At 33.7% G+C, this 16669-nt stretch carries 13 protein-coding genes; 6 read left to right on the top strand and 7 right to left on the bottom strand.

Features of this window, described 5'->3' with window-relative positions:
- Positions 1–12: 12 nt before the first annotated feature.
- From ACTJIW_RS10695 to ACTJIW_RS10685, 3 genes are read right to left on the bottom strand one after another with little or no spacing between them, the layout of a single operon-like run.
- Positions 13–1590 carry a S41 family peptidase gene (locus ACTJIW_RS10695; protein WP_440716100.1) on the bottom strand — a complete coding sequence of 526 codons (1578 nt, stop codon included), beginning with the start codon at positions 1588–1590 and terminating at the stop codon, positions 13–15.
- On the bottom strand, positions 1590–2021 hold the full coding sequence (locus ACTJIW_RS10690) for a deoxycytidylate deaminase (RefSeq protein WP_012022621.1): 432 nt from the start codon (positions 2019–2021) through the stop codon (positions 1590–1592). The genes ACTJIW_RS10695 and ACTJIW_RS10690 overlap by 1 nt, the downstream gene beginning before the upstream one ends.
- A 5-nt stretch (positions 2022–2026) precedes the next feature.
- Positions 2027–2620 (bottom strand): HupE/UreJ family protein, encoded by a 594-nt coding sequence (locus ACTJIW_RS10685; RefSeq protein ID WP_012022622.1) that lies wholly within the window; start codon positions 2618–2620, stop codon positions 2027–2029.
- 169 nt (positions 2621–2789) lie between these two features.
- Between ACTJIW_RS10685 and ACTJIW_RS10680 the strand changes: the two genes are divergently transcribed.
- A complete protein-coding gene (locus ACTJIW_RS10680) occupies positions 2790–3221 on the top strand; it encodes a TerB family tellurite resistance protein (protein ID WP_012022623.1) in 432 nt (143 codons plus the stop codon).
- A gap of 159 nt (positions 3222–3380) precedes the next feature.
- On the opposite strand, the gene fbp is transcribed toward ACTJIW_RS10680, so the two are convergent.
- Positions 3381–4385: a class 1 fructose-bisphosphatase gene (gene fbp / locus ACTJIW_RS10675; RefSeq protein WP_073410593.1), complete on the bottom strand. Its 1005-nt coding sequence runs from the start codon at positions 4383–4385 to the stop codon at positions 3381–3383.
- A gap of 171 nt (positions 4386–4556) precedes the next feature.
- Between fbp and ACTJIW_RS10670 the strand changes: the two genes are divergently transcribed.
- Positions 4557–5051 (top strand): N-acetyltransferase family protein, encoded by a 495-nt coding sequence (locus ACTJIW_RS10670; RefSeq protein ID WP_440716101.1) that lies wholly within the window; start codon positions 4557–4559, stop codon positions 5049–5051.
- Between the two features lie 176 nt (positions 5052–5227).
- The gene (locus ACTJIW_RS10665; RefSeq protein ID WP_073410671.1) at positions 5228–6487 is read left to right on the top strand and encodes an aspartate kinase; all 1260 of its coding nucleotides are present in this window, start codon (positions 5228–5230) and stop codon (positions 6485–6487) included.
- 81 nt (positions 6488–6568) lie between these two features.
- On the opposite strand, the gene ACTJIW_RS10660 is transcribed toward ACTJIW_RS10665, so the two are convergent.
- From ACTJIW_RS10660 to ACTJIW_RS10650, 3 genes are all read right to left on the bottom strand, one after another.
- On the bottom strand, positions 6569–8815 hold the full coding sequence (locus ACTJIW_RS10660) for a TonB-dependent receptor domain-containing protein (protein ID WP_440716102.1): 2247 nt from the start codon (positions 8813–8815) through the stop codon (positions 6569–6571).
- Between the two features lie 115 nt (positions 8816–8930).
- Positions 8931–9980 carry a helix-turn-helix domain-containing protein gene (locus tag ACTJIW_RS10655; RefSeq protein ID WP_440716103.1) on the bottom strand — a complete coding sequence of 350 codons (1050 nt, stop codon included), beginning with the start codon at positions 9978–9980 and terminating at the stop codon, positions 8931–8933.
- A gap of 2 nt (positions 9981–9982) precedes the next feature.
- Positions 9983–11044 (bottom strand): helix-turn-helix domain-containing protein, encoded by a 1062-nt coding sequence (locus ACTJIW_RS10650; RefSeq protein ID WP_440716104.1) that lies wholly within the window; start codon positions 11042–11044, stop codon positions 9983–9985.
- 173 nt (positions 11045–11217) lie between these two features.
- Between ACTJIW_RS10650 and ACTJIW_RS10645 the strand changes: the two genes are divergently transcribed.
- From ACTJIW_RS10645 to ACTJIW_RS10635, 3 genes are all read left to right on the top strand, one after another.
- Positions 11218–14649, top strand: coding sequence for a hypothetical protein (locus ACTJIW_RS10645; RefSeq protein ID WP_440716105.1), 3432 nt, complete (start codon positions 11218–11220; stop codon positions 14647–14649).
- Between the two features lie 63 nt (positions 14650–14712).
- Entirely contained in the window at positions 14713–15246 is a 534-nt protein-coding gene (locus ACTJIW_RS10640) for a hypothetical protein (protein WP_440716106.1), read from the top strand.
- Positions 15247–15596: 350 nt separating this feature from the next.
- A complete protein-coding gene (locus ACTJIW_RS10635; protein ID WP_121359992.1) occupies positions 15597–16667 on the top strand; it encodes a glycosyltransferase in 1071 nt (356 codons plus the stop codon).
- Positions 16668–16669: the final 2 nt, after the last annotated feature.

Here is a 16669-nt window from a genome sequence, read left to right as displayed (position 1 = left end):
AGAAATTAAAGTTTATTTCTTTGGATTTAGGATCGCTTTTATCATGGCATCATCTTTTAAAACAACATCATAATAATATATTTCTCCATATAATTGACGAGCAAATTCTGCTGTTATGTATCGATTTACTAATGCTTTGGTTTTATCCAGTTTTAAATCTAAACCAGTCATATAAATGTAGTTTTTAAACTTTTTAAAATAGACATCAGATGATTTTATCTTTTCTAGGAACTCATTAAACTTAAGTCCTGCAAAAGCATCGCGGTCTTTATCCAGTTCCTCAAAAACAAAATGTCCTACGATGCCGGTTTGAAGCAGATAGGCCACATTTTCGTTTCCATGTTCAGCTTCCATCGGAACAAAAATATCCGGAACGATTCCGCCGCCACCGTAAACGATTTTTCCTTTTGGAGTTTTAAATTTTAAAGAATCCGCTACTTTTATACTGTCTTTCGCGTATAATTCGCCTGTTGCGATTCGCGATTCAGATTCTTTAAAATATTCATCGTTTCCTTTTTTATACGGTTTCTGGATTGATCTTCCCGTTGGCGTATAATATCTCGCAACCGTTAAACGAACTGCTGATCCATCGTTAAAATCCATTTCGCGCTGTACCAAACCTTTTCCGAAAGAACGACGGCCTACGATTGTACCACGGTCATTATCCTGAATGGCTCCGGCAAGAATTTCACTAGCAGAAGCACTATTTTCATTGATTAAAACATATACTTTTCCAGTTTCAAAACTTCCGGCTTTTGTCGCGTATGTTTTTTCGGTTGTTCCGTTTTTATTTTTGGTAAAAACAATCAGCTGTTTGTCTTTTAAGAATTCATCTGCAATAGCAATCGCTTCTTCCATATAACCGCCGCCATTATCGCGAAGGTCAATCACGAGCGACTGAATTCCTTTTTGTTTTAATCGTGCTAAACCTGTTTTGAATTCATTAAAAGTAGTTTCGGCAAAACGATTGATTTTGATATAACCTGTATTATTTCCAATTAATATAGAAGCATCAACGCTTTTTATTGGAATAACATCTCTTTTAATTTTAAACTTCAGTTTCTTTTGTTCTGATTTTCTAAAAACAGTCAGTTCGATTTCAGAACCTTTAATTCCTTTTAATTTTGAGAACAAACTATCCGAAGGCAGTCTTCTTCCGTATAATTTGGTTTTTCCTGCGTATAAAATTCGGTCTCCGGATTTTAATCCTGCTTTTGCAGAAGGTCCGTTTTCGACTGGTTTTATAATCGCAACAGAATCTTTGTACATATAGAAGTTAATTCCGATTCCAACGAAATCACCTTTCATGCTTTCGGCAACCTCAGCTTGTTCGCTTGGCGGAATGTAAACAGAATGCGGATCTAATTTTGAGAGAATATTATCGACGGTAAGATTTACAATCGAATCAGTATTGACACTGTCAACATACTCAGTATTGATAAAATCAATTAGTTTATTCAGCTTTGTTTTGGAGTAATTTTTAGCCAAAAGCTGATCATCTGCAGGACCGTTTGTTAAACTTCCTATCACAGTTCCCAGAGCAAATGTTGCTCCAATAACAATTGGCAGATATTTGGGATTAAATTTCATTATTCTTCTAAAACAGGAATATGTTCGACTTCGACACCCGCTTTTATTAAAAATTGAATTCCGGAATCATCACGATATCCGTCTTTATACACCACTCTTTTTATTCCTGACTGATGTATTAGTTTACTGCATTCTTTGCAAGGCGAAAGCGTGATATAGAGGGTTGCTCCTTCACACGATTGTGTCGATCTGGCAACTTTTAGAATTGCATTTGCCTCGGCGTGCAAAACATCCCAGCGGGTTAAGCCGTCTTCGTCTTCGCAGCAATTTTCAAATCCGGAAGGCGTTCCGTTGTATCCGTCAGAAATAATCATTCTGTCTTTTACGATAATCGCGCCAACCTGCTTACGCTTACAATACGATAAAAGGCTCCATTCTTTAGCAATTCGCAGATAAGCTTTATCGTATTTATTTAATTTTTTTACTTCCATTTATTTTATCTGTTCCAAATCGGACTTTCTATAATCATTGGAATCACAACTCCAATAATAAAAGCCGACATTACAAGTGCCCAGTCGCGTTTTGAAAAACGAAAAACCGTCTGCACTATATATGATATTACCAAGACAACAAAAACTACTACTAACTGAGCTGCTTCGATCCCTAAGGCAAACTCTCCCAAAGGTAATAATTTTGAAGTCGCACTGCCTCCTAATATGGTTTTGAAATAATTAGAGAAACCTAAACCATGTATAATACCAAAGAATAAAGTTATGAAAAATACCAGATTTATACCATCATTTTTTGAAGTCTTTCCTGCTGTAAATAAATGATAAAGAGCGGTTACCAAAATAGTAATTGGAATTAAAAACTCTACAATATTAACTTTTATCGCAATTATTCCGTAAACAGAAAGAATTAAAGCCAGCGTATGACCAATTGTAAATAAAGAAACAAGCAGAAAAATTCTTTTCCAGTCTTTAAATAAATACGGAACAGTTAAGGCAATTAAAAAAAGAACATGATCGTAGGCATTGATATCTAAAACATGCTTTAATCCTATTTGAAAATAAATCCAAAATTGTGACATAGGTAATCTATAATTTAAATAATTAGGGGTTGTAAACTTACGATTAATTTTCAAACTTAAGGATTTACCTATTTAAATCCTGCAATAAAAATAAGTTAAATTTTATGAGAAATTTAAAATCAATAATTTAAAAATAGGTCTATATTTGTTCAATAAAAACTTATTAATTATGCCATTTTCAGAATTATTTGATAACGAATTCAAACAAAGAAACAGAGGTCATTTCTCTGCAATTGTGCGCGTAGCATTTGCTGACGGTAAAATAAGCCCGGAAGAACAGGAATTTTTAGACAAAATTGCTTCGACATTACAAATTTCAGAAGACGAATATAAAGAGATCCTTAAAGATCCGTGGAAACATCCAATAAACCCGCCTTATTTATACACACAGCGTTTAGAACGTTTATATGATTTAGCAAGAATGGTTCACGTAGACCACCACTTAGGAGATCAGCAGGAAGTTATGTTAAACCGTATGGGATTAGCCCTAGGATTTACTCCAGGAAACGTAAATTATATTGTTTCAAAAGCATTGTCTCTAATCGATAAAAAAGTAGATTTAGATACTTTCCTTTTTGAAATGGAGAATATGAATAAATAGTTTTCAGTCTCAGTTTACAGTGCTACAACGAAAATTGAAAATTTAATTGAAACCAAAAAATAAACCCGACAGGTTTTTAAAACCTGTCGGGTTTGCTATTTAGAGTTCAGACTGAATACTGCGACTAAAAACTGATCACTGTAAACTGAGACTGAATATTTATTCAGCAGCCATAAACTCCTCAGCTTTTTCTACCATACTTTTGCTTCCGCAGAAAAAAGGAACTCTCTGGTGCAGTTCTGTCGGCTGGATTTCCATAATACGGCCAAAACCGTCTGTTGCTTTTCCTCCGGCTTGTTCTGCTATAAATGCCATTGGATTACATTCGTATAACAAACGTAATTTACCTTTTGGTGCTTTTGAACTTGTTGGATAAATATAAATACCGCCTTTTATCATATTTCGGTGAAAATCGGCTACCAGACTTCCTATGTATCTGGAAGTGTAAGGTCTGTCTTCTTCTTCACGCTGGCAATACTTAATGTAATTTTTTACTCCCTGCGGAAAATGAACATAATTTCCTTCGTTTACTGAATAGATGTTCCCGTTTTCAGGAAACTTCATGTTTGGATGCGAAAGGTAAAATGTACCAATCGCCGGATTTAATGTAAAACCATTTACTCCAAAACCGGTTGTGTATACTAACATGGTCGAAGTTCCATAAATTACATAGCCTGCTGCAACTTGATTGATTCCCGGTTGTAAAAAATCCTCGCTGGTTACCGGAGTTCCTATTGGAGTAATTCTTCTAAAAACAGAAAAAATAGTTCCCACAGAAACATTTACATCAATGTTTGAAGACCCGTCTAGCGGATCCATTAAGATCACGTACTTATTATTATGACAGTTGTCGCTCCCCTGAACTGTTATAAAATCGTCGTTTTCTTCAGAAGCAATACCACAGACAATCTCACGGTTTATTAACGTCTGGATAAATACTTCGTTTGCATAGACATCTAATTTTTGCTGGTCTTCTCCCTGAATATTCTGTTCGCCTGCGGCGCCAATAATATCCACTAAACCTGCTTTGTTAACTTTATAGTTTACGACCTTTGCCGCCAAACGTATAGAGTTGATAATTCGGGAAAGTTCTCCCGACGAATACTGAAATGCTTTTTGGTTCTCAATAATAAACTCTCCCAGTGTTTTATTGCGTTCTTCCATTGCTATAACGTTATAGTTTTAATTTTAAGTCACAAATATCGCTTATTTTGTGAGAATGATTTAAAAATTATTTTGTTAGTTTGCTACTATTGTATATTTGCTAATTAATAGCAAAAAGTACCTTAGAAATAAATGCTTTTTTAGCTAATAAACACTTAATTATACGAATAAATGAATATTAGAAAAGGAAATCCCGAAGACATGAAATCGGTTTTGGGATTAATTCAGGAGCTGGCAATATTCGAAAAAGAACCTGATGCTGTAGTTATTACAGAGGAAGATTTAGTTCGTGACGGATTTGGAGAAAAACCTCTTTTTCAGGTTTTTGTAGCAGAGATTGATTCAGAAGAAAATAAAGGCGGAAAAGAAATAGTGGGTATTGCTTTATACTACTACCGCTACTCTACCTGGAAAGGAAAAACCATACACCTTGAAGATTTAATTGTAAAAGAAAAGATGCGCGGCACTGGTTTAGGTTCTGCATTGTATTCTGAAATTATGAAACAGGGAAAAAGAGACAATGTGCGAAGAGTAGAATGGAATGTTCTTGACTGGAATACTCCTGCAGTAAAATTCTACGAGAATTCCGGAGCAAAAATTCTTGACGAATGGAGAGTTGTTCAAATGGATGAAACAGGAATTAATTCGTTCTTAGAAAAATTATAATTTTTGCCATAAATTCCACAAATTAGCACAAATTAATTAGTGAAAATTTGTGCGATTCGCGGCAAACCGACACAGATTATAAAATCATTTTAATCCTAATAATCTGTGGCAGAAAAAACAAAATACTAGATTTCAATTTGAATCTGAAATCTGAAATTAAAAATCTAAAATTAAAAATGAGAGTATTTAAATTTGGTGGTGCATCGGTAAAAGATGCTGAAGGAATTAAAAACGTATACGACGTTTTACAAAAAGTGGGTTATGAAGATGTGATTTTGGTTGTTTCGGCAATGGGGAAAACCACAAATGCTCTTGAGGTTGTAATCAAGAATTATTTTGAAAAATCAGAAGAACTGAATTCATCCGTACAGGAAATAAAAAATTATCACTTTCAAATCGTATTAGATTTATTTAAAGATGAGAAACATGAAGTTTTTGCAGCTGTAAATGCTCAATTTGCAGAATTAGAATACTTCCTGGCTCATAACAAATCTCCAAACTACAACTTCGTTTACGATCAGGTAGTAAGTTTTGGAGAATTAATTTCTACAAATATCTTAAGTCATTTCATGAATTTCATGGGAATTCAAACGCAATGGCTTGACGTTCGTAATTTCATTAAAACTAATGCAAATTACCGAGATGCCGAAGTAGACTGGGAAACCACAGAACAAAACATCAGCAAAAATGTTCCAAGAAAACAATTAAATATCACTCAAGGTTTCCTTGGTGCCGATGAAAACAACTTTACAACAACTCTTGGCCGTGAAGGTTCTGATTATACTGCCGGAATTTTTGCTTACTGCTTAAATGCCGAAAGTGTAACAATCTGGAAAGACGTTCCGGGAGTTATGAATGCTGACCCGCGTTATTTTGAAAATGCAAGTCTGTTAAACCAAATTTCATATCGTGAGGCTATCGAATTGGCGTTTTACGGAGCAACGGTTATTCACCCAAAAACATTACAGCCGTTACAGAAAAAAGAAATCCCTTTATACGTAAAATCATTCATTAACCCGCTATTAAAAGGAACTTGTGTTTCTAAAGGTGTTGATTTAGAACCGCAATATCCATGTTTTATCGTAAAAAGAGAGCAGCTTTTAATTTCGCTTTCTTCAATTGATTTCTCTTTCATTATGGAAGAAAACATCAGTGAGATTTTTGGATTATTCCACGAATTCAAAATCAAAGTAAACCTGATTCAGAACTCTGCAATTAGTTTTTCTGTATGCGTTGAAGATAAATTTGGAAACTTTAATGATTTGAATGCGATTCTTTCGAAAAAATTCAAAGTAGAATACAGCGAAAATGTAACTCTTTACACCATTCGCCACTTTACAGAACAAGCTGCAGAAACGGTTGAAAAAAACAAAGAAGTTTTATTGAAACAAGTAAGCCGTGAAACAATGCAGATTGTAACTAAAGAACTAAACTGATCTTGTTTATAAGAGGTAATTATTTCAATTCAAGCATATTTCAAAAAGGCTTCACTAATTAAGTGAAGCCTTTTTTAGTTTTTACCTCGCCCTATTATTCTCGGTCTGCTCAATTTCAGTTTTCTTGTAAGTTGTCTTTTTTGAGTTTCCAAAACTGTACGCTGCGATCAGTTTAAAATAATTTGTGGTGTATGTTCTATGATAATAAATTTGAGTTTGCCCCACTTCATAATTACCGGAAACCATAAAATCATGAAAAATATCGTTGGCCGTAAAATTGAGTTTCAAGGCATCTTCAAAAAAGTTTCTTTCAATTCCTAATGTTACTGTCGAACGGCTGTTATCACTTCCGAGTCCGTAACTTCTGTCGCCTAAATACCAGGCCAAAAGCTGAATCTTAAAAAGCTTCGGAATTGTAAAGGTATTATTTGAGTACAAATAAATTTGAGGTTTTACAGGGCTCATCTCAAACAAATAAAAATCATCTACTGATTTAGTTAAATTCATACTTATTGTATTTGTAGAACTCCACCATTTGACATTAAACGATCTTGAAAGCGAACTGAAAAAAGTATGTCCTTTTTGAAGATTTAAAGATCTCAAAATATAACTGTTTGGTGTATCTCCCTGCAATGCGGCACCAGAAATTGGATCGATTTTATAGGTATAGCCAATTTTAAAATCAAACTTTTTATACATCGTTCCTATTTCAAAAGCGTGTACTTTTTCTGGAAGTAAATTTGGATTTCCTTCAATAGTTGTAAACGGATCCTGATACATAACAAACGGATTTAATGCCTGATATCTTGGTCTTGTTATTCTTGAAACATAAGAAAAATGAGCTTTCCAGTCTTCTGAAAAATTAAAATTCAAAAGCAGGTTTGGAAAAAAGTTTGCGTAGTTTTTACCAAATTCCTGAACTCCGTTTGCATTCGTGTATAAATCATAATTTGTTCTTTCTGCCCTTGCTCCTGCAGAAAAATCAACTTTTTCTCCCAAACTGCCTGCATAATTAAAATACGCGGCCATAATTTTTTCATTGTATGTAAAATCACTCGAAAGATTATCATCTAACTCAAAATCAACCGCATCAGCATTGGCAATAAAAAAATCCGTTCCTGATTTTATAGATGCATAACTAAATTTTGCACCTAATTCTAATTTAGTATTGTCGCTTATTTTCTTTGAATAATCAGCTTGTACTGCCGTTATATTAATCGTATTTCCAACATCATTTTTCAGATATCTTCTACCGTCTGCTTCTTCTACTACACTATTTTCTTCAATAAAATCTCTTACCGTTCCGTTATAATTTGAATATTGAGTTCCAATAAATAACGACGATCCTTTTGAATCTGTAATTAAGTTATAATTCAGATTTATAAATTGATTCAACAGAACATCATTTTTAGCAATATCCGTGGCATAAAAACTATTTCCTGAATTATTGGTAATGGAGTTCCGGCTTTCTACTGCTCCGCCTAAATCTTCAATATTACCGCTATAGGCAAGCGAGATGTAACTTTTTTCAGAAAAAGTGTATTGAAGTCCAAATCCAAAATTAGAGTAATTATTAAACTCTCGAAGCCAGTCGGTTGTCAAAACAGACTGCATATAGACATCAGGATTCGGGCGTGTTCTGGTGGTATACAATAATTCACGTCCTTTCCCCAATTGAAGTCCGTAATTGGTTATAAACGAAAATTTCCCTTTGGTATAATTAAAATCGACTAGTGTATTTGTACTTGTTCCGGCAAATTTTGAGACGGTAACATGCTGGCTTGCCGATCCCATCATACCGCTTTCTATATTTTGCCTGGTAATGATATTAACCACTGCTTTTCCTTCGGCATCGTATTTTGACGATGGGTTTGAAATGACTTCTATTCTAGCAATTTGTGAAACCGGAATAGCTGCAAATCGTTCGTAATTAATCAAAATTCCGTTTAAGTAAATAATTGCTTCTCCTTTTCCCAAAACGCTTATCTGTCCTTCGGCAACTACAACATTTGGAACCCTTCCTAACAATTCGTTTACAGAACTGCTCGTCGCGAGAACAGTTCCTGTTACGTTAACATTGATTGTTCCGTTTGCGCCATACTTTACTAATGAAGGATTGCTTTTTACCACAACTTCATTTAGCTGATTATGATCTTGATCCTTGACTATAGAATCCGGAACAGGTGTTGAGAATGTTGTTTTTTCTATTAGTTTATCCTCATCAACATAAGATTTATCCCGATTATTTTTTACAGCTTGTGCTTTTACTTCGATTGATGAAAAAATGAGGCAATAAATAGAAATAATAACAACAATAATTAATTTCATAAACTTTAACGATTAGCGGTTTGACTTTATTTGAAACAAAAGTCATCTGAAAATCTGTCAATAAGGTTTTAGAAAATGAAATCAGGAGTACGGATTTATAAATCGATACTCTGTTTTAAGGCTGTAAAGCCTGAATTTGGTAATTTAAAGGTGTGGTTCCCGTATGTTTTTTAAACGCGGCAAAAAAGGTTGATTTTGAATTAAACCCAACATCATAACCAACAGATTCTAATGTCAGTTTATCATTTGAAGTAATAATTTCGCAGGCATTATGGATTCTGAATTCATTTACGAAACTTGTAAAGTTCTTGCCGAGATTGTTATTTAAAAACTGAGACAGCTGATGGCTGGATATATTAATTTCTGCTGATACATCTTTTAAACTCAAATTCGGATTTTTATACAAGGCTTTTTCTATCATAATTTTTTCAAGCTTTTGAGATAAAATTAAAGCTTCTTCATTGTTCAGCTTTTTATCTTTTTCAACGTTGAGCAGAAACAAATCATCTGTTCTTTTTCTGTATAAAAGCACTAGAATTATGAGGTATAAAATAAAAGTAAAAGCAAGTGCTCCGGTAATACAGGACACAAAAGGCACTCTGGCAAATCCTAAAAAGTACGAGATAAATATTGAGGCATTTCCCAGGAAAATGATTCCAAACCATCTTTCTGCCGGATTAGAGCTGCTGTAATTACTAATTGTTTTTTGAAGCAATTTCCGGATTTCAAAACCAGAAATAAAAAGATAACAAAACCATTGCAAGAAAATTAAGGCTGCAAAATAATCATTCCATAAAACGGGATAATTTTGATAAGGAAACACAAAACCAATTGTCAAAATTGAAAAAATCCAAATTGTTAAATGCCATTTCCATTGTGAAGAAATACGATTGCTGATTCCTGATTTTAGAACATAATACAAAAACGGCCCAATTAACAAACAAGCCGAAAGTCCAATTTGAAGATAGATTTTAGGTAAATCTATATTAAAATAAACAAAAACCGTAACTGCAATTCTGGTGCTTAAAACGAATAAAAGTGCACCTAGGAAAAGATTAGAAAGGTATTTTTTTCTGGTAAAAAATAGAAAATACAGACTCAGAATAAATCCGTTAAAGGCGCCCAAAGCCCCAAAAAAGAATAATATTTCTTTACCTATACTCATTTTTATGTTTGTAAAGCCTGAAGCTGATAATTTAAAGGTGTTGTTCCGGTATGTTTTTTAAAAGCAGCAAAAAATGTCGATTTTGAATTAAATCCCACATCGTAACCAACAGATTCTAAAGTCAGTTTATCATTTGAAGTGATAATTCTGCAGGCTTCGTTTATTCTAAATTCGTTTACAAAACTGGTAAAGTTCTTTCCCAGATTATTATTTAAAAACTGCGATAATTGATGGCTCGAAATATTAATTTCTCTCGACAAATCCTGCAAATTCAGGTTTGGGTTTTTATACAGGCTTTTTTCGTTCATTATATTTTCTAATTTTTCAGAAATAATCACAGCTTCGGCTGCATCGATTTTTTTGCCTGAAACCTTCTGACTGTTCAGTAGAAACAAATCATCGGTTTTCTTTCGGTATAAAAGAATAGAAATAATCAGATATAAAATAAAAGAGAAAACAACGGCACCGCTTATATAAGTTGCAGCCGAAGCGCCCATAATGGCCAAAAAGTAAAAAAGGAATAATAAAAAAGTGCCGAGAAAAAGGGTTCCAAACCAAATTTCTGACGGACTTGCTTTTTCTTTAGTATTGAAAATTTTCTTTAAAACGCCGCGAATTGTAAATCCTGAAAATAGGATATATACAAACCATTGAAAGTAAATAATCCTAATTAAATAAAAGCTCCAAAGTGTTGGATAAATTTCGTACGGATATAGGATTCCGACACTCACAATCAGAATTCCCCAAAACAGCAGCATCATTTTCCACGATTTTGGCATTACATTGATTTCTTCAACTGCCGATCTTAAAAAATAATACAAACAAGGACCAATAAAAAAACAAGCAGTAAGTCCTAACTGCAGATACATTTTGGGCAGTTCAGGATGAAAATAAATAAAAACAGATTTCCCAATTCGGATGCTTAAAGCGAACAAGAGTGCGCCCAGGAAATAATTTGTGAGGAATTTTTTCTTTGTAAAAAAGAAAAAATAAACTCCCAGAATAATTCCGTTGAAAGATCCCAAAGCACTAAAAAAGAATAGAAGTTCTTTGCCGGTATCCATAGTTTAAGTTCGTTATATCCTGAACAAAGCTAAAAAAAAGATTCATTTATGATAAGAATTATATTTAATAATGCCATTTAAAATTTGAAAATCAGTCAATTCCCTAACAAATAAAAGCCTCGCAATTTCTTGATTATAAATACTACTTTTGAATTTTTAGAGTTAAAGTGTTTATGTTGAAAAAATTACTGTTTTGTATGATACTGTTTTGGTATTCCGGGCTTATGGCGCAGGAAACAGAAACGCTGTACAAAACCAAAAAAGTAATTGTGACAAAAGACACTATTCATCTTGAAAAAGTGAGTATCAATTCTGGTTTTTTTGAAATTCTAAACACTAAAAACCAGCCAATTGATTCTACTTTTTATAAAATTGATTTTAAAAAAGGAACACTTCTTTTCAACGAAAAATTCACTTCGGTTTCTGATACTTTAATTGTCAATTATCTCAATTATCCTGATTTCCTGACCAAAGAATATGGGCTTTATAAAGACAGTCAGGTTGTAAGCAGTGACGTTACTTCTGAAAAATTATACAAAATTGATAACGGGAATGCTAAAAAAGCGGCTCCTTTTGACGGTTTAAGCACTTCTGGAAGTATTACGCGCGGAGTTACGATTGGGAACAATCAAAGTACGGTTTTGAATTCTAATTTAGATTTGCAGATTACAGGAAAAATATCCGATAAAGTCAGTCTGCGGGCTTCGCTTCAGGATAATAATATTCCGCTTCAGGATGGCGGTTATTCTCAAAAACTAGATCAGTTTGACAATATTTTCATGGAACTTTTTACAGATGACTGGAATATTCGGGCAGGTGATGTTTTTCTGGAAAACAGAAAAACCCAATTTCTGAGTTTCAATAAAAAGGTTCAGGGACTTGCTGCCAGTTTTGATTTTGATACCGAAAAAAGTAAAACCAATGTTTTTGCTTCGGTTTCATTTGTAAAAGGACAATATGCCAAAAGTACTTTTACAGGACAGGAAGGAAATCAGGGTCCTTATAAACTAAAAGGACAAAACGGCGAATTGTATGTTTTGGTAATTTCAGGTTCTGAGCGTGTGTATGTAAATGGTGTTTTGCTGAAACGCGGCGAAAACAACGATTATGTGATTGATTATAATGCGGGAGAAATTGTTTTTACATCGCTTTTTACGATTACTTCTGAAATGAGAATTAATGTTGAATACCAATATTCTGAAAGAAATTACAATCGTTTGGTTACTTACGCTGGTGCCACAACCGAAAATAAAAGCTGGAGTTTTGGCGGCTACATCTATTCTGAAAATGACATGAAAAACCAGCCTTTACAGCAAAATCTTTCTACAGAACAAGTCCAGATTTTAGCACAGGCGGGTGATGATATTAATTTGATGAAAGCGCCATCGGCATTTGAAGACACCTATTCTGAGAATAAAATTTTATATAAAAAAATCCTTGTAAACTCGGTTGAAGCCTACGAATATTCTAATAATTCTGCAGATGTTTTATACAATGTAAAGTTTAGTCTTGTTGGAAATAATCTCGGAAATTATATCATTCAGAACACAAATTCAGTTGAAAGAATTTATCAATATGTTTCGCCTATTGGCGGAATCCCGCAGGGAAATTATGAACCCATTGTGCAATTAGTTGCACCAATGAAAATTCAGGTCGCTACTTTTTTAGGTAAATACAATCCCGACGAAAAAACGCTGGTCGATTTTGAAATCGCCATGAGCAATAATGACAAAAACTTATTTTCGAGCATTGATGATTCTGACAACGAAGGAATTGCTTTTAAAACCAATATTAAAAAACGTCTTTTTACACGAAACTGGACTTTAGACGGTTTTGCGAATTATCAATTTGTGCAGAAAGATTTCAGATCGGTGGAGCGTTTGTATAATATTGAATTTAACCGCGACTGGAATTTAAATTCTACACTTTTAGGAAATCAGAGTTTATTGGTTACGGGTATTAATTTTGATTTGTTTGCCAAAAAAGAAACGTCAAATATTGGTTTGTTCACCTATCAGTTTGAGAAATTAGATTTTAGTGAAAGTTATTCAGGAGCGCGCCATACTACAACAGCTTTGTTCAAATTAAAAAAATGGACAATTGAAAATCAGGGAAGTTTTTTAAATTCTGATGCCACAGCTTCGACTTCAAAATTCATTAGAAATCAAACCAGAACCAAATATCATTTTGGTAAAAACTGGGTTGGCGGGAGTTTACAAATCGAGGATAATCAGGAAAAAGATAAAACAACAAATCAGTTTTCGGCTTTAAGCCAAAGATTTTCTGAATACGGTGTTTTTGTCGGACGCGGCGACAGCACAAAAGTTTTTGTTGAATTGGGTTATTTGCAGCGCCGAAATGATAGTTTGCAAAATGGACTTTTACAGCACGTAAACAATTCGCAGACGTACTTTTTAAAGTCAAAATTAATTCAAAATAAAACAACTGATTTAGCCGTTTATGCCAGTTACCGAAATCTGGATTTTACAGATTCGAACAGAAAAAATGAACCTTCGTTAAATTCAAGAGTTTTGTACAATGACCGATTTTTTAATCAGTTTATGCAGATTGGAACGGCGTATGAAACCAGTTCGGGAACAATCGCACAGCAGGAATTTACGTATGTTGAAGTTCCAACCGGACAAGGCGTTTATACCTGGAATGATTATAACGGAAACGGCATTCAGGAACTGGAAGAGTTTGAAATTGCAGCATTTCCGGATCAGGCAAAATACATTCGCATCTTTTTACCCAATCAGGTTTATATAAAAACAAACCAGAATAAATTTTCGCAGTCGGTTATTTTAAATCCGCTGCAATGGCAGAATGAAAAAGGTTTGAAGAAACTGCTTTCGTATTTATACAACCAGACTTCGTTTATAATGGATCGAAAAGTACGCAGCAATGGCGATCGTTTAGAACTCAATCCGTTTTATTCATCAGATGAAAATGTTCTGGGCTTAAATTCAAGTTTCAGGAACAGTTTGTTTTACAATCGTGGTAAACAAAAACATTCCGTTACTTATACTTACCTTATTAATAATGGTAAAAATTTACTTTCGGTTGGTTCACAAAGCGTCAAAAACAGTTCACATCAATTACAATATACACACTTGTATCAAAAAAGCTGGCTGTTTAATTTCTTTACCAAAACGATAAAGACCGATTTAATTTCGAAGGATTTTGTCGAGAAAAATTATGATTTAAAAGGTTATCAACTGGCACCAAAAATCAGTTATTTATTTTCTAAAAATACCAGTTTGGATTTCTTTTATGAGTTTCAGAATAAGGAAAACCAGATTGGAAATTTTGAGACTTTAGTTCAAAACAGACTTGGAACTGCCTTTTCTTTTGCCGGCGAAAAGAAAGTTACCATTAATGGAGAATTTTCTTTTTATGAAAATAAATTTAACGGAAATGAATTTTCTTCGGTTGGTTTTCAGATGCTCGAAGGATTACAGCAAGGACAAAATTTAGTTTGGAAATTGCTTTTGCAGAAAAATATAACACAGTTTTTAGATGTTAATTTAAACTACCAAGGCCGTAAAAGTGAGACTGGAAATACGATTCATACCGGCAATGTGCAGCTTCGTGCATATTTTTAATGTTTAACAAAAACATAAGAATTAATTGCTTAATTTTATGTGAAATTATAAACTATAGCCACCATGAAAAAATTAGTATTACTTTGTTTTTTAGTAGTTTTATCTACTAATTTCTATGCGCAGGAAACTACTGCAAAAGCCGCTAAGAGCAAAACCGAAGCATCTGCAAAAAAAGCAAAATCTGACGCTGACAAAGCAAAAGCCGATGCAAAAAAAGAGTCTGCAAAAGCTAAAAAAGAAGCAGCGAAAGCAACAGAAGCATCAGCAGATGCGAAAAAAGAATCTGCAGCCGCAGCTAAAAAATCAGCAGACAAAGAAGCTGCCAAAGCTAAAAAGGAAGCAACGGGAGCAAAAAGTGACGCTGCAAAAGCAAAAAAAGCTGCCGATAAAGCTGAAGGCGCAAAAGCAGATGCCAAGAAAGAAGCTGCAACTGCAAAAAAATCAGCAACAAAAACTTTAAAAGAAACCAATGAAAAAGCTCCAAAAACACCAGACAAGGTAACTGGAGAATATAACGGTAAAAAAGTATATACAGGTCCAAAAGGCGGTAAATACTATATTAACAAAAATGGTAACAAAACGTACATTCAGGATTAATCTCAAAGACGCTAAGGTTCTGAGGAACTAAGATACTGAGACATATACTTTGAATCTCAATTTAAAAGGGGCTGTTTAAAAAGACAGCTCCTTTTTTTGTCCGCTTCTCAGGCAGTTCATTTTTATATTATAAACTCAACTTACAAATTTCCTTATTAAGGTCATTTAAAAAAATCCAGAATTACTTAACATAGGGATAATCTTATTTGGCTAAACAAAATTATTTTTGAAACACTCCTAGAAATTTCTAGTGTTTTTAAGAATATAGAGTTAATAATTTAGTAATAAACCTGAAATAGCATCCAAAACATATTTCTTTATCTTCGTTTTTTAAAAAGCGTTAAAAAATTATGAGCATTGACTATTCTGCTAACAAAACTATTTTAGTTGCTCCTTTAAACTGGGGACTAGGGCATGCCACAAGATGTATTCCGATCATTAAAGCGCTTCAAGAAAATAATTATATTCCAATTATTGCTTCTGACGGTGTTGCTCTTGCTTTATTGCGCAAGGAATTTCCCTATGTTCAAACTCTTGAACTGCCTTCATATCATATTGAATATGCTAAAAACGGCAAGAATTTTAAATGGAAGCTGATCAAGAATCTGCCTAAAATGATTACGGCTATTTTAGACGAGAAAAAAATGGTAAACAGCTGGATCAAAAAACATGGTATTGACGGTATTATTTCGGATAACCGACTGGGGGTTTTCAGCAAAAAAGTGCCTTCTGTTTTCATGACGCATCAATTAAATGTGATGACCGGAAATACAACTTGGTTTACGAGTAAATGTCATCAGCATATTATAAAAAAATATACGGAATGCTGGGTTCCGGATTCTAATGAAAAAGTAAATCTTACAGGTGATTTGGGACATCTTAAAAACGATCATCTTAATTTAAGATATATTGGGCCTTTGAGCAGAATGAAGAAAAAGGAAACGCCAATTGTATATGATTTGATGATTATTTTATCTGGTCCTGAACCACAGCGTACATATCTGGATGAAAAACTTCAAAAAGAAGCTGCCAAGTTTAAAGGTAAAGTGGTTTTTGTACAAGGAATTGTAGAGAAAACGCAAGAGAAATGGCAGGCTGGAAATGTAACTTATTATAATTTCATGAACTCCAAACAATTGGAGCAGACTTTTAACGAAAGTGAATTTGTTCTTTGCCGTTCCGGCTATACTACCGTTATGGATTTGGCTAAACTAGGAAAAAAAGCCTTTTTTATTCCAACTCCGGGACAGTACGAACAGGAATATCTGGCGATAAAACTTCAGGAAGAAAATCTTGTACCTTATGCAATGCAAGACGACTTTACAATTGAAGATTTATCAAAAGTAAAGTCGTTTAAAGGTTTGTCTCAATTTAAAAATGATATAGACTGGGACTCGTTATTTAATGTTTTTGAAGACTAATT

Origin of the sequence: Flavobacterium sp. 22659 (assembly GCF_052044235.1) — a bacterium.
Lineage (GTDB): Bacteria > Bacteroidota > Bacteroidia > Flavobacteriales > Flavobacteriaceae > Flavobacterium > Flavobacterium johnsoniae.
This window is presented reverse-complemented; position numbering and strand designations above follow the sequence as displayed.